This window comes from uncultured Aquimarina sp., from assembly GCF_947492405.1.
Taxonomy (GTDB): domain Bacteria; phylum Bacteroidota; class Bacteroidia; order Flavobacteriales; family Flavobacteriaceae; genus Aquimarina.
Genome location: NZ_CANLMP010000001.1, coordinates 765,953 through 780,535 on the forward strand (window position 1 = coordinate 765,953; position 14,583 = coordinate 780,535).

The 14,583-nt window shown below is 29.3% G+C and carries 12 protein-coding genes; 6 read left to right on the plus strand and 6 right to left on the minus strand.

What is annotated here, in order from left to right; genetic code table 11:
- The first annotated feature begins 92 nt into the window (after positions 1–92).
- The 4 genes from Q0829_RS03430 to Q0829_RS03445 all read left to right on the plus strand — a co-directional run bounded on the left by Q0829_RS03430 (position 93) and on the right by Q0829_RS03445 (position 3,280).
- The gene (locus tag Q0829_RS03430; protein WP_298539949.1) at positions 93–506 is read left to right on the plus strand and encodes a nuclear transport factor 2 family protein; all 414 of its coding nucleotides are present in this window, start codon (positions 93–95) and stop codon (positions 504–506) included.
- A gap of 48 nt (positions 507–554) precedes the next feature.
- Positions 555–2,243 (plus strand): serine hydrolase domain-containing protein, encoded by a 1,689-nt coding sequence (locus tag Q0829_RS03435; RefSeq protein WP_298539951.1) that lies wholly within the window; start codon positions 555–557, stop codon positions 2,241–2,243.
- 141 nt (positions 2,244–2,384) lie between these two features.
- Positions 2,385–2,819 carry a MarR family transcriptional regulator gene (locus Q0829_RS03440; protein ID WP_298539952.1) on the plus strand — a complete coding sequence of 145 codons (435 nt, stop codon included), beginning with the start codon at positions 2,385–2,387 and terminating at the stop codon, positions 2,817–2,819.
- A gap of 59 nt (positions 2,820–2,878) precedes the next feature.
- Complete coding sequence (locus tag Q0829_RS03445) at positions 2,879–3,280, plus strand: antibiotic biosynthesis monooxygenase family protein (RefSeq protein WP_298539954.1); 402 nt, start codon at positions 2,879–2,881, stop codon at positions 3,278–3,280.
- A gap of 825 nt (positions 3,281–4,105) precedes the next feature.
- Here the strand turns inward: Q0829_RS03445 and Q0829_RS03450 are convergent.
- The 6 genes from Q0829_RS03450 to Q0829_RS03475 form a co-directional block, all read right to left on the minus strand.
- On the minus strand, positions 4,106–6,007 hold the full coding sequence (locus Q0829_RS03450) for an N-6 DNA methylase (protein WP_298539956.1): 1,902 nt from the start codon (positions 6,005–6,007) through the stop codon (positions 4,106–4,108).
- Positions 6,004–6,801: a hypothetical protein gene (locus tag Q0829_RS03455; protein ID WP_298539959.1), complete on the minus strand. Its 798-nt coding sequence runs from the start codon at positions 6,799–6,801 to the stop codon at positions 6,004–6,006. Before Q0829_RS03455 ends, Q0829_RS03450 begins: the two co-directional genes overlap by 4 nt.
- Positions 6,802–7,923: a hypothetical protein gene (locus tag Q0829_RS03460; RefSeq protein WP_298539961.1), complete on the minus strand. Its 1,122-nt coding sequence runs from the start codon at positions 7,921–7,923 to the stop codon at positions 6,802–6,804.
- Positions 7,916–10,180, minus strand: a complete 2,265-nt coding sequence (locus Q0829_RS03465; protein WP_298539963.1) for an ATP-binding protein — start codon at positions 10,178–10,180, stop codon at positions 7,916–7,918. Before Q0829_RS03465 ends, Q0829_RS03460 begins: the two co-directional genes overlap by 8 nt.
- Before the next feature lies 1 nt (position 10,181).
- Positions 10,182–10,382, minus strand: coding sequence for a helix-turn-helix transcriptional regulator (locus tag Q0829_RS03470; protein WP_298539965.1), 201 nt, complete (start codon positions 10,380–10,382; stop codon positions 10,182–10,184).
- Positions 10,383–10,526: 144 nt separating this feature from the next.
- Entirely contained in the window at positions 10,527–11,102 is a 576-nt protein-coding gene (locus Q0829_RS03475; protein WP_298539967.1) for a recombinase family protein, read from the minus strand.
- Positions 11,103–11,693: 591 nt separating this feature from the next.
- Between Q0829_RS03475 and Q0829_RS03480 the strand changes: the two genes are divergently transcribed.
- On the plus strand, positions 11,694–12,383 hold the full coding sequence (locus Q0829_RS03480) for a DUF4230 domain-containing protein (RefSeq protein WP_298539969.1): 690 nt from the start codon (positions 11,694–11,696) through the stop codon (positions 12,381–12,383).
- Positions 12,384–12,564: 181 nt separating this feature from the next.
- Entirely contained in the window at positions 12,565–14,526 is a 1,962-nt protein-coding gene (locus Q0829_RS03485; protein WP_298539971.1) for a caspase family protein, read from the plus strand.
- Positions 14,527–14,583 lie beyond the last annotated feature (57 nt).

The following is a 14,583-nucleotide window of genomic DNA, read 5'->3' on the forward strand; positions in this document are numbered from 1 at the left end:
AAATCCGAAGAACATGCATCCTTTTTTGTATGTTGATTTTCAAGGTTTCAAATAGATTAGTATTCAAAATCAATTTTATAAAAAAACGAACAATGAAAAATCTATTTGTAGTATTCTTATGCCTAATCAGTTTTGAAATCGCACGTGCACAATCAGACAAAGATCAAATTACTGAAACCCTTTTAGATTATATAGAAGGAACAGCTAATGGTAAACCAGAACGAATAAAAAATGCATTTCATAAAGATTTGAATTTATATTCTATTACTAACGATACGCTTAGCATTAGATCTGGAAAAAAATACATAAGTTATTTTAAAGAAGGGCAAAAACGAGATAGAGTAGGGAAGATCATCTCTATAGATGTGGTTAACAACGCTGCCATTGCCAAAGTTGAAATTGATGTCCCAACAAGAAAACGATTGTATACAGATTATATGATGTTATTGAAGGTAGAGGGGAAATGGAAAATTATTCATAAATCATATACTCACGTTAATTATTAAATTAGTCTCAGTAGAAATGTAGGTCATGAAATAAATAAAAACAACTCAATGAAAAGAATAATCTTAATACTACTATTTTTATCTGTTTATGGCCAAAGTATCTGTCAAATCAATAAAGAAGAAAAATCAAGTATTGAATCGCAGATAGATTCATTATTTAAAAACTATACTAATGTACCAGGTATTTCTATTGGAGTTATTAAAAACAATCAATTAGTATATAGCAAACAATTTGGTTTGGCGAATTTGGAATATGATATTCCAATATCTGAAGCAACGGTATTTACACTATGTTCGGTTTCTAAACAATTTACAGTATTAGGATTAATGTTATTAGTTGACGAGGGATTGATATCTCTTGATGATGATATTCATACATATATACCCGAATTACCAGATTATGGTAATATTATAACATTAAGGCATTTAGCCAATAATACTAGTGGATTAAGGAGTAATCTTCAGTTGCTTGGATTAAAAGGATATACAGCCGATGATATGATTAATCAACACATTGTTGATGAAATTATTTTTCGTCAAGAGGAATTAAACTTCAAACCAGGGGATGAGTACAATTATTCTAACTCTGGCTTCATTTTACTAGCTAAAGTAATTGAAAAAGTAAGTGGAAAATCATTTTCTCAGTACATTAAAGACAACATATTTGATCCTCTTGAAATGCATGATTCTTTTGTTATGGACGATTATCAAAAAATCGTAAAAAATAAAGCTTCATCTTATGAAAAATCAAATGATGAATTTGTGTTTGCACCTTCTAACTATTCATATGTTGGTGCATCAGGTATTTACACAACTATTGAAGACTTTTCGAAATGGGCCACTAATTTCACTCAAATGAAAGTTGGAAATAAAAACATATTTGATGAAATGAATAAAAAAGGAGTACTCAATAATGGTCAAGAATCTTTTTATGCATTAGGTCAAATTATACAGGAATATCAAGGCTTAAAAAGAATTTGGCACTCTGGCGCTGATGCTGGTTATAGATCATATATAGGAAGATTTCCAGACCAAGACCTAACATTTATTCTTTTGAGTAATAATGCAAGTGTATACGCCGAGGGAGAAGCTTTAAAAGTTGCAGATTTATTTTTAAAACACCTTTTTGAAAAAAACAAAAAAGAAAGAATATCAATAACACAAAAACCAATGTATACGAGTCTGTCATTAAAACAGAAGGAAGAATTAACTGGTTCGTATTTAAGTGAAAATTATGAGGTTATTAGAAATATTCGGTTAGAAGAAGATAAGCTAATGTATATAAGACCAGATCAAGGAAATAGGAAGACTGAACTTAGGCCTTTAAACAAAATGAGATTTGTATTGGGAACTAATGAAAATGTGCAAGTATTATTCAATAATGATGAAGTTTTAAAAATACTAGTGGATAATAAAGAAGAAGAAAAATACATTAAATATTTTCCTAAAAGATATACTGTTGATGAGTTGCTAGAATTTACAGGTGTGTATTATTGTGATGAATTAGAAACAACTTATGAACTAAAAATTGAGAACGATAACCTAATCATTTTTAATTCAAGGATTGGCACAGTGAATATAAATTCACTAAAAGAAGACGTCTTTTTAGGAACTAGTTGGATATTTAATTCATTAGTTTTTATTAGGAATAAGGATGAATCAATTAATGGGTTTAGAGTTTCTGGTCAACGAGTGAAACATATGTATTTCAAAAAAGTAAAACTAATTAAAACTTAATTGCTACTACTGTCTTCAAACTTTCTTTAGCTTAAAATAACGGTGTAGAGTGATCAACTTGTATTAATAAATGTTCAATTCTATCTAGAATATTAAAGAATCAATATATTTGTCATGTTAACTAATTACATAACAAATAATATGGAGTCATTTTTAGATCAATCAGCAGGTTATTTAATTAATATGACAGCTCTTTTATTAAAAAGAGAGTTTAATTCAGCAATAAAAAGTAATAATATTGATGTTACGCCTGAACAGTGGGCTATTTTAAATAGACTAAATGAAAAATCCGGCTTAACTCAGAAAGAGGTTGCGAAACTTACTTTTAAAGATAATGCTAATATAACTAGAATAGTAGATAAACTTGAAAATAAAGGTTTGGCTATACGGCATAAAGACGCTAATGATCGCAGAACATGGAAGTTATCGATTACGAAAAAAGGAATTGAAATACGTGATTTAGTCGAACCTCTAGCTATTAATATATTAAAAAATGTTACTAAGGGTTTGACTGAAGAAGATGTAAAGTTTTATAATGATATTTCGAAAAAAATAATCAGCAATCTAACAGAATAATTTTTTTTGTATATATTTGTCATGACAAATATTGTTAAAGCAATTATAATATTAAAATCATGAAATATTTAAAAATATTAGCAACTAAAATTTTAATAGTTCTTATAGCAACATCTTGCTTGAATAAAGAAGAAACTGAAAACAAATCAAATATGGAAAATAATGATTTAGAGTATATTACATTAATAAACCCATTTGAAGTACCGGAAGGAAAACTTGCCGAGTCTGTAACTTATTGGGAGGCTTGTAGAGATTTTCTTAAAAATCAGCCTGGTTATGTTTCTACAAAACTTCATCAATCAATAAAAGGTGATGCAAAATTTATGCTAATAAATGTTGCGGTATGGGAAAGCCCAAAAGCATTTACTGAAGCAAGTCAAAAAATGGCAAAAGAACTTGGTGTATCACCACCAGAAGGTCTCAAAGCAAATCCTTCTCTTTACACTGTGATTAGTGAGTAATTTTATATCATAGTAATTATAGTACACAGGGAATGGGTATTATGCAATATCTATCAAAAAGAAAATCGAAGATTCATAAACTTCTATAAAACCCATAAGAACCTAGATGCTTTTTAGTTTAGCTATCACTAAATCAATAAGTAACAGAAAGAATATGACTTGTAGCAACTTATTAATAGTTGCATGGAGAAATAGCTTCATAAATATTAGCAACACCTAATTGCTGAGAATCGAGTATTTGAAAATTTCTTGAACAAAGTCTCGAATATCTAATTTATATGAAGATTATAGAAATAATAAAAATGAATGAATGAATGAATGGAGTGGTTGCAAAATATTCTATTTTACATAATATAAATTATAGCACAAAAATGTTATTATAAGTAAAACGGCGGATACCGTGTATTTGATATAATATCAGATATAACTACGAGCCAGTGTTTTATATCGATAGTAATTGTTACTATCAATTTAAAATGTGGATTGTGATTAATTAAAATGTGGAACTTTTTTAACACTCTAAAAACACTTTCTAAGCATTCACAATATCTATCCGAATTTATTCTGTGAAAGATTTCGTGAAAAACTCGTGAAAATTGGCTTCATTTTTAGTTTAGCATTACAAAATACTGTGAAAAATAATTTTCCTAGTTTTTTATCTCTAATTCTCATAAATCTAATATTCTATATAATCCCCTAGAAATTTTCAAATATGCGATTCTCTTGAATTTGTAACCTTAGATTTTAAGGTAATTTATTTGTCTAAATTCTATTTTACATAATATATCGGTTTACGTTTCTGGATAAGCCATATATCTAAATATTTCAAATTGCTATTACATTCTTATTTTCTAAACTTATTTGTTCCTCAGGGTTGTCAAGTCTTTCATAATATTTAGATTCAATTAAGTATTTTATATCTTCCTTGATATTATGATTTAAAATGTAATTTTTTTCATCTTCAGTAAATTCAGGGATTCCAAATTTTTTAATATAATTTTTACTTATTGACCTGTGATTTGATACATAATATTTACTTGTTTGAGAAATGTAAAACCAAAATATATCTGTTTCTAAAATGTATTTTAGTATTCTCAATTCATCTATATCTTCTGAAAATGCAGCTAAACCGTTATAAAACAATAAATCTCTATCTTCTGCAATAATAAAATTTGGAGAATCTGTTATGTGTGGAAAGAATAACTTAAGTCCTTTAATGTCTAGTGATTGAGTTCTTCCGTATGCGTACCATGCTTCATAATCTCTTTTTCCTTTATCTCGATTAGAAAGTACAATTTTATTAGATTCTAAATAATTATAAGCACTTGGATAATTAGTTCTAAATTCATCTTCTAATATTACTATTCTGACTCCATTTACATAATGATAAGGAAAAATGATAACTTCATTATTTGCTAATAATGATTCTTGACTTTCAATACTATTAGAATTAATAATCGAACGACAAATTCCTCTTTCAATTCTAACTTCCTCCTCCCCTTTTTCTTTTCTATAATAAAATTCATTGTCTTCTTTAACTGGTGTGAACTTAAAAACTTTATTTTTAAGTGTAGCTATACCATTTCTTGTTTGGTATTTATCAAAAAAGTGAATTCCTGTATTTTCTATTATTGAAATTAACTTCTCCGCATATTCGTTATCAACTAAATTCCAACCATTCCAATCATCAATGCTTTCATATTCAATAAAATAAAAATCATTTTCTTTTATTTCAAATAGTGATTTACTTTCCATTCTTTTATAGTAGATTCCATTAGAGGTGTCATTTGTGATAAAACATAAACAAGTATAAGTGTTGTACGCTTCAAATATTTGCTCGCCTCCAAAATCAACAATTTTAAGAGATAGTTTTTTGTTAGAAATATATTCCCGTAATGCTCTTCCATTTATACTTTTAAAGAAAGAATTGACCGTTATATAACCTAAAACTCCATTTGGAGATAGGTTTTCAACACCAATTTCAAAAAAAGGAATATACAAATCTGGGTGACCACTATTTCCAACACTCCAGTTTTTTACTAATGCCAAAGATTCTTCATCCATATTTCTAGAGCAGACATAAGGTGGATTACCTACAATTATGTCGAAACTATTAATAGGTATATTAAATGCATTATTAATATCAAGGCATAAGGTATTTCCTTTATGAAAATTGAATTCAAAATCAAAATCTTCTCCTTGTAATATGGCATTTAAACTTAATAGTATTTTTGCTCTATTAATACTATAATTTGCAATATCAACACCAAATAAATTTCCACTATAAATTTCACTAAAATCTTTATTGGTATTCGCTTTAATATAATTCGAAACTGTCAAAAGAAAACCTCCACAACCACATGCTACATCAGCACATAATACATTTTCAATATTTCCTTCCCATTTACTAAAAGTACTTTCTGTAATGTAATTGCGTATGTTTTCAGGAGTATAAATTGCTCCTGTAATAACTTTTTCTTCAGGAGATATAACATACTCAAACGCTGTAATTAAATCTTCAAGACTATTTATATCAATTTTAGAATTAAAGTCAACAAATGTAGAAAAATCATTATCTGTAGCTTTAATAATATATTGATTAATTAAATTATTTTGTACAAAACTAATATTATTAGAATTTAAAAAAGAAGAAACCAAAAGTCTGTCTACTTCCAAAATATCTTTAGAGTAATTATTTAAGTATCTATTTAATTTTGACTTATTCATATAATTTGCGGACAGATATCTGTAGTATTCCAATCATTTTTTAAATCATGAAAACCAAAATGACTAGCTAAACTAGCGATGAATGGTTTTAAGGTTCTTTCTTGTGCATTTCCTAGTACTTTTAAATATCTAGGGTCTCTTTTTAAATTATGCCATAAATCAGGTGCAAAATTTGAAAAAACAAAGTCCAAACCAGATATGAAATCCATTGGATAATGCATAAATCTAGGATTATCTATAATTAAGTGATTTCCAAAGTTTTTACCGTCTGTGTTGTAAACTCCAAGTTTTCTTCCTCCCATTTGAAAATGATATATTGGGTGTACTTCATTGGATTGATTACCTCCTTCAATGTGTCTGTCTAAATGATAAGAAAGTATATGATCTTTTTTACTTCTAGATTTGCCTTCTACTACAATATTAAATTCTAAATGCTTAAAAGGGTCTTTTAATTCTTTTGATGCATCATAATACTCTCCTCTTAAATCAATACTAAATTCTAAAATCGCTGTTTTTACAGTTTTTGGATATTGAATATTATTGGACAAGTCTATTTCAATAGCAAAATTACTTACATTATAACCCCAACTTAAAGGAGTTCCTACAACTTTATTGGTTTTCTCCTCAATCTTTGTAGGAGGCAGAAACTTCTTATCCTTTAATTTTTTAATTGCTCTATCAATTGTGCCAATTGAATTTCTATTAACTCGACATTTATCCAATGCCATTTTTAGTAATTCTAATTCTTTTGCTAACTTCAATCGATATTGGTAATTTGAGTTATCAATTGTCATTTAGTCTATTTTTTTTCTTTCAAAACTTAATCTCCCTGTATCTGTTGGATGTATCTTAATACCACTTTTACTAATTAAATCAGGTTCAGTGACAATTGCAAACAAAGACACGTAAGAGTAGTCCTGCCATGGTTTTGGTTCTTCCTTACCGCTTATTTTAAATCCTTCAAATGGGTCAAGTGGTTTTTTTGTTATTTCACATATATTCCAAAAGTTATTACTGTCAAAAAGTTCTATTGGTTTGGATGCTATTAATTCTTTGAATTCTGTATGTTCAATTAATAATTCAACTCTAGAAGTCGCATCTAGACTGGCAAGATTTTCATTAGTTAGTTCTTCAAATACATCAATTACTTTATCATTCCACCATCTATTCCAGCTTTCACTAAAAACACCATTATATTTTGCAGAATTGAAGTACTTATCAAGTAAATCATTCCAACTTTTTTTTGATTCAGAAATGTCTATACCCAATCTAGAGGCCAAAGTGAGTTCATTTATTAAAACACCTGTAGGTTGTACTATATCCTTAAAAATAACCCTTGCAATTTCATGTATAGGTGGATTGTCCTCGATTATAAATCTTGACAAAATTCTTTCATCTAGTTCATCGTAATCTCTATCTAAAGATGAAGAGAAGTTTTTTTTATTCTTGTTTAATATATGATAACCATTGATAAGAGAAACTATTTTATTGACTGTTTCTTCATCAATATCATCTTTTAAAAATGTCCAATCAAATAAATCATGACTAGTAAAATCCCTACTAAAAGAATCTTTAATTTTGTCTTCAGTAGAACATAAAATAATTGGTAAATCTGGAATCGTACCTTCAGATGCTAGTGTCCTTATCATTTGTGCCAAAGGTGGTGCTTGATATCTTACTTTAAACTTCTCACCATTTTTGTCAGATGTACCTTCTTGAGGCCCATTTAATTGTAAATCTAAAATTAAAGCCTTACAATCCTTAAGTTCTTCAATTAACCTATCTAATTCCATTTCAAAATTATTTGGTTTTTCTAAACTTACCTCTAATACCTTATTTGACTCTAATTTTTTTTTGATGGGTTGAGTTAAATCGTCTTTCTCGTCATCTAAATAAAATACTTTATATTTACTCATAATCGTCTATATCAGTTTTTGGTAATTCAATTCTTATAGTAGTTGCAAAATTTTGTTTAGGTTTAGTTACGAAAACTTCACCTCCATAACCTTCTATAATATCTTTGACTATTTTTAAGCCTAAACCTGTGCCTGTCAATTCTTCAAGTTCTGTTGAGCTGCTTCCAGATGGATTACTAGTTGTATAAAATGCTTCGAAAATCTCATCTTCCTTTTCTGGCGTAATCCCAATGCCATTATCTGAAAACTCTAAATAAACTTTATCTTTAATCTTTCCTGCCTCAATATTTATTTTGCCTACAATAGCTTTTTTTGCTATTGCTTTCTTTGAATTAGTATAAAAATTAAACAATATCGAAGCCCATTCAGACGAATGCATTGGACAAGTGAATAAGTTATAACCTATAAATTCTGGTTTGTCAAAATTAATATTGCTCCTTATTAAATCAGGAGTTATTATTTCCATAAAATTTGAAATAGGTTCGCGTAATTCAATAGGTTCTAATTCTCTATTTACATTTTTTGATATCGCATTTTTAAAGAATGATGTATAAACTGTAAATGCATCTAAATTTTTCTGTAATCGAATACCAGCTTTTTTTCCTTCCGAATCCTTAATTAAGTCTGTTAGAAATTCTGCATCATATTTGAATGCTGGTTCGTAATGACTTACTTCATGTACAAATTCACCAATTGTTAATCCTAAACCAGCAAGTATTCTTAATAATTGGATTTCTTTTAATAGTTCTCGAGTTTTTATTTCTCTCTCTAAAGTCTCTTCTTCTTGCACTTCTTCTAACTCAACAAGTTTTTCATTAATTGTTTTTAATTTAACAGATATATTTCCTTTTTCATCTTTACTTATTTCATCAAATTCCTTCTTTACTTCTTTTAAAATGTCGGTTGAAGTTTTCTTATCCCAATCTTTTTGTCCAGCAGTTCCTTTTCTTTCTCTTACTTGAGAGATTTTGATGGCTACATCTGTCAAAACCTTATAGCCAAAATCCTTTAATTCTTTTAAAGAATTAGTTTCTAATAGTCCTTCTCTACTAGAAAGTTCTTGAAAATCATCACCTTCTTTATCTATTACTTCAGTAAATCCGAAAAAATGAAGGTTTGAGTGAGGAGCAATAATACTTCTTCTCCTCATTGAAGCATCTAAACCTAACCAATCATCATCTTTTTCTGCATATGGTAAAACTCTAAAACCATTTCTATATAATCTAATACCTCCATTTTCTTTAGCGTTTTCTAGTATATATGTATTTACAGTTTTAGGTATAAAAGAAGTCTTATTTGAATTATATATAAAATAATAAGCTTTTATATGAACATTTTTTAATTCATCATACTTAGTCTCTCTATCTTTTTTACCTATTAAATAAACTTCTTCTGGTATTGATAGTTTTTTACTTTTAAACGAGTAATAACCCTGTCCATGTTCATCCACATAGGCTTCAATTTCTGCAAGTGCATGTTGAAAAAAGGCGCTTTCCTCATCAATCACAATATTTCCGTTTCTATAAAAAGCTACCTTGAATCCAGGGTCGTTTTTACTTTTCTCAAATCTATGAGATAAAGGAAACGGCTGTAATAAATCTGAAATGTATTTATAAGCTCTTTTTATCATGGAATCAGACCATGAATCTCTTACATTTTCAATAGTTAGTGTAGTACCTTCCTTCTTTTCTTTCTCAACTTCTTCAATCGTATTCGATATTAAAAGCAAATTAGAATCCATCTCATATTTATCCCAATCAATAGTAACTTTAAATGCTTTGTCAGAATTTAATGTTTGAGTAACTATTGTTAATACTTGTCCAATTCTTTGCGTTGCGAAACGCCCTATTCCTTTTTGTCCAGCTCTTGTTCTATTATATCTTGGAGATTTAGGGTTATGTATTTTATCACTTGATGAAATAGTCATAAAACCCTTAATTAACTGCTCTCTTGTCATTCCCAATCCAGAATCTTCAATAATTAGAGTACCTCCTGGTTTATCACAATCCTGAAAATATAAATCAACAGTTAAAGCATCAGCATCATAAGAATTTTTAACTAGCTCTGAAACAGCAGTTTCATGTCTTCCAACAAGTTCTTTTCCTAACCTATTGATAACACCTGCATCAACGGAAAACCTTACATTTTCTCTATCGAACTCTGCAATTGATGAAGATAATTCTAATATTTTAGAATAATTATTTGGTTCTTTCTCTAAAACTGATCCTAGTTTTTTTATTAATTCTTTTTCTGTCATTCTAACCATCAGTTTTGTTTGAAACAATTAATTCCGTAATATCAATATCTAATATTTCTGCAACTTGGTTAAGAACTCCTAAGCTTGGTTGCCTTCTATTTTGAACATAGGAGTTAACCATATTATAACTTTTACCTAATTTTTCTGCTAGCCAAACTTGTTTAATTCCCTTATCCTCTAGTACTTCTTTAATACGGTTCATGTCATAATATTATTTTCATAAAAATAAACTTTAATATCTCACTTTATGATATAATTTAATTGCATTTTATTTAGCTTTTATTAACAATTTATCATTATGCTAGAATAATAATTAAACATTCTTGCTAAAAAAAGTGATGAAAACTTAATCTTTCTTGACTATACTCTTTTCCACCCTATAAAAAGTAGCTTTGCTCACTCCTGCCCTTTTACAAGCTTGATATATGGGTATATTCATGTTATCATAGAGATGTTTAGCATATTGGTATTTCTCTATAGTTTCTTTTTTTGGGCCTTTGGGTCTCCCTAGAAGTTTCTTTCGTTTTCGCGCATTAACCAAACCTACTTTGGTTCGTTCACTAATCAAATTTCGCTCAAATTCTGCTACTGCAGCAAAGATTTGTAATAGGAATTTACCATTAGCAGATGTAGTATCAAATTCTGGTTCGCTTAGACTTTTAAAATGAACTCCTTTTTCATTAAAGGTGTCTATGAGTTCTATCATATTCTTTAATGATCTAAAGATCCGGTCATTCTTATAGGTGAGTACCGTATCTCCTTTTCTGAGGTATTCAATCATTTCTTTTAGCCCTTCTCGATCTTCTCTCACTCCACTAGCTATATCAGTGTAGATTTTATCACATCCCTCCTGCTTTAGAAGATCTACTTGCGATTCTATATTTTGATCGGGAGTTGATACCCTGGCATATCCAACTATCATGTTCGTCTCATAAAAGGTTATTTTACAAAACTACTAAAAAAGACCAAGAATGTTACTGAAAACTTATTTTATGCCAGCCTATCAGGAAAGTCTTGTAAAACGATCGTTAAAATATACCATTTATTTGCTACCTCTGTGGATCCAAATGATGAAACTAGCAAAGTCTTTATAATTGAAAATGATGCTTATGATGAGATGATAAAAACTAGTTTTGAATTCCACAATACAGTAGAAGAATTATTATCTAATTTTTAACTCGAACATTCTATTAATCCTTTATTTTTAAGTGTTTAATTTATCATCATTAGTACATCAAAACCCTAATACTTACAACTTTATAATAAATAACCTATAAAGATTAGTTTAGCTCGGTACTCTTTCTATGAGATAATTACCATAAACCATCTAGAAATCAGCTTACTATTTTGTTAAAATGCTAAAAATAAGTATCTTAGGAATCATTATAAAGCTCAAGTTATTTTGTTTGAGCTTTAACAAGAAAAAAAAATTAGGATGTAATCTATATTCAAGAACTTCCTTATTTAATTAGTAATATCCTAGAGGTTAACATAAAATTTAAGAATTTGTATTATGAATAAATATCTACTTTGGATTGCGTTGGGTCTTACGCTTATAATTGGGGCCAGTGTTGGTATTGTGATTTATAAAAAATATTTTGATCCGCCAAGATCTGACAGAGCCACATTAGAAAAAATTCTCAAAATAAAGGAGTTACACTTAGTTAAACATGTCTATGAAGATATGTTTTTTCTACATAGAAAAAACAATCCTAATAAGTCAGTCCGAGCCATTGCACAGGTTCCTGTGGAAATAAATGGATTTATCAATTTAAATGATGCTAAAATTATAAAGAAGAGTGATTCTGTTCACCATATTCAATTACCCTCACCTCAAATTGATGAACCTAACTACCAGATTGATAAAATGATTGTAAAATCCGTTAAAAAATTCCAGTTCCATATGGGTAGTGATCTCTATAGTGATGTTTTGAAATATGTGCAGGAAATTGTGGACAAAAGGAAAGAATCCATTAAGCAAAAAGCTATTAAGCGAAATATATTAAAGCAGACAGAAGAAGAAGCTATAGTATACTTTAAATCTATTTTACTAGGTTTTGATATGGAGCACATTGATGTTGTTATTGATCAGAGTGTGGTGGACAAAGTAGAAATATCTAGGGGTGTAGTTTCTGAAGACGATTCGGTTGAATTTATAACCATAGAAATAGAGAATCTGGAAGAACTAATGGAGGGTCATTGAAAGAAAGCTAAACGACAACAAAATCATTCGCAAAACTTCCTCTTTAGACTATATGGAAAATTTGGATTCTAAAAATTGATTGCTAAAGAAAATAATAGTAAATGGTCATATAATAATTTTTAATATTAAGAACGATCTTAGTACAAATTAAGATGAGTAGAAATGTAATCCTATATCAAAAATGAGAAAAATATTATTAAGTATTATAATATTGCTTTTTTCGAATAATAATATATATGCTGAAAAACATGCTCTTATTATTGCAATTGGCGATTACCCCAAAGATTCAGGCTGGGGCTTTATTAGTTCATTAAATGACGTACCTTTGATCAAAGAGGCATTAATGAATCATGGGTTTAAGAGTTCAAATTTTACGCTGCTTAAGGATAATCAAGCTACCTATGCGAATATCAAAAATACAATAACAGAATTCACCTCAAAACTAAAATTAGGTGATATTGCAGTAATTCATTTTTCAGGACATGGCCAACCCATATGGGATACCAATAATGATGAAATAGATGGTTACGATGAAGCTTGGGTACCTTATGATGCCATGGCGAATTATGATGTTTATGGCTATAAAGGGGAAAACCATTTAAGAGATGACGAATTGGGTGATATGTTCATTAAGATTAGAAATAAATTGGGCAAAGATGGTCAGTTATTGATACTTATGGATAGTTGTCATTCAGGAACCGCATCAAGGGGTCCTATTGGTGATATACATAGGGGTAGTTTTTTCCCTTTTCAGCCAGAAGATTATGATCCCGTAGTTAAAGATGATAATGAATTTTCAATAATTGATAGGGAAAAAACAGCTACTAATGCCGCACCTTTTGTAGCTATTTCAGGGGCCGCCGCAAGGGAATTGAATTATGAATACGATGGAGTTGGTTCGTTGACCTTTGCCTTTGCTAAGGCTATGACTAGCTTACCAGACGAATATACTTATAGGCAAGTCTTTTCAAAAATTGAGTCTAAAATGAATATCATTGCACCTTCACAACGGCCTACAATTGAAGGTAATGGTGTTGATTTTAAATTGTTCAAAAATGAATATGTTACTCAGAAGCCCTATTTTCCTATAACAAAAATTTTAGCTCCTAATAAACTTCGCATAAGGGGCGGCAAGATTCAAAATTTGTTAGTGAATACGACGGTTTTTGTTTGTAAAGCAGGCACTATCCAACCAAAAGAAGGAAATATTATTGCTAAGGGAAAAATTGAAAGTTCAAAATATAATGAATCCACAATAGTTTTAGACAGCAATTTTAAATTTACTAATGCAAAAGATATATGGGTTTTTGTTGATCAATTAAGTTATGAGGATATTTCGGTAAAATTATATTTTCATCCTAGCGTTAAAGAAAACACCATAAAAGATTCTATTTCCGAATTTCTCCAAAAAAATAATTTGGGGTCAGTAGTAAAGGATACTTGGACTGCCGAATTGGCCGTTGTTAATGACAAGGGTATCTATAAGTTATTGAGCCCTGGAAGTTTGAAATTCTTTGAAAAGAACCGTGGGCCATGGGCACTTGAGGACTTAAAACAAAAAATATTCAATTATGCACAAGGGAAGTATTTAAAGAATTTGGAGCTAAATAACTCATTCTATTCTTTTGAATTTGAACTACTTCCAGCTAAAATCAACACTGATAACCAAAGAGTTATTGGATTATTAGATAAGGATTCATTTATTGATGAACAAGGAAACTTTAAGGTGAGACCTGGTAAAGATTATGTTGTTTTAAAAGTTACAAATACCGGTAAAAAACCAGTTTATTTTAGCATAGTGGAGATCAATAGTAAAGGTGAAATAGCCCCTTTTATGCCTAACCCAATACAGACTTTTACAGATAATGAAAGATATCTTTTACCAAACCAAACCAAGATTTTCAAGGAAAAACCTTTCAGATTTGGCCCACCTTATGAAAAGCTAACATTGAAAGGTTTTTCTTCTAATAAGCAGCTAGACTTAAGCCCAATTATAACTAGATCGGCACCCATAAGAGCAAGGAGTCCCTTAGAAAAATTTATTGATAAGTCATATACTAAAAAAAGAGGAAATCTTCCCGTAACACCGGATGAAAAGGTTGATGGTTTTAGTTATAAACTTGTTTATGAGGTAGTTAAATAATAGATAATAAAATCATTAGAACCGAGCCTATTTGACTTATAGTGCTCACGAATTCTC

Excerpts from the sequence above, each read along its gene's own strand:
- Q0829_RS03430 (WP_298539949.1), top strand. The coding sequence starts at position 93 with ATGAAAAATCTATTTGTAGTATTCTTATGCCTAATCAGTTTTGAAATC.
- Q0829_RS03435 (WP_298539951.1), top strand. The coding sequence starts at position 555 with ATGAAAAGAATAATCTTAATACTACTATTTTTATCTGTTTATGGCCAA.
- Q0829_RS03440 (WP_298539952.1), top strand. The coding sequence starts at position 2,385 with ATGGAGTCATTTTTAGATCAATCAGCAGGTTATTTAATTAATATGACA.
- Q0829_RS03445 (WP_298539954.1), top strand. The coding sequence starts at position 2,879 with ATGAAATATTTAAAAATATTAGCAACTAAAATTTTAATAGTTCTTATA.
- Q0829_RS03450 (WP_298539956.1), bottom strand. The coding sequence starts at position 6,007 with ATGAATAAGTCAAAATTAAATAGATACTTAAATAATTACTCTAAAGAT.
- Q0829_RS03455 (WP_298539959.1), bottom strand. The coding sequence starts at position 6,801 with ATGACAATTGATAACTCAAATTACCAATATCGATTGAAGTTAGCAAAA.
- Q0829_RS03460 (WP_298539961.1), bottom strand. The coding sequence starts at position 7,923 with ATGAGTAAATATAAAGTATTTTATTTAGATGACGAGAAAGACGATTTA.
- Q0829_RS03465 (WP_298539963.1), bottom strand. The coding sequence starts at position 10,180 with ATGACAGAAAAAGAATTAATAAAAAAACTAGGATCAGTTTTAGAGAAA.
- Q0829_RS03470 (WP_298539965.1), bottom strand. The coding sequence starts at position 10,382 with ATGAACCGTATTAAAGAAGTACTAGAGGATAAGGGAATTAAACAAGTT.
- Q0829_RS03475 (WP_298539967.1), bottom strand. The coding sequence starts at position 11,102 with ATGATAGTTGGATATGCCAGGGTATCAACTCCCGATCAAAATATAGAA.
- Q0829_RS03480 (WP_298539969.1), top strand. The coding sequence starts at position 11,694 with ATGAATAAATATCTACTTTGGATTGCGTTGGGTCTTACGCTTATAATT.
- Q0829_RS03485 (WP_298539971.1), top strand. The coding sequence starts at position 12,565 with ATGAGAAAAATATTATTAAGTATTATAATATTGCTTTTTTCGAATAAT.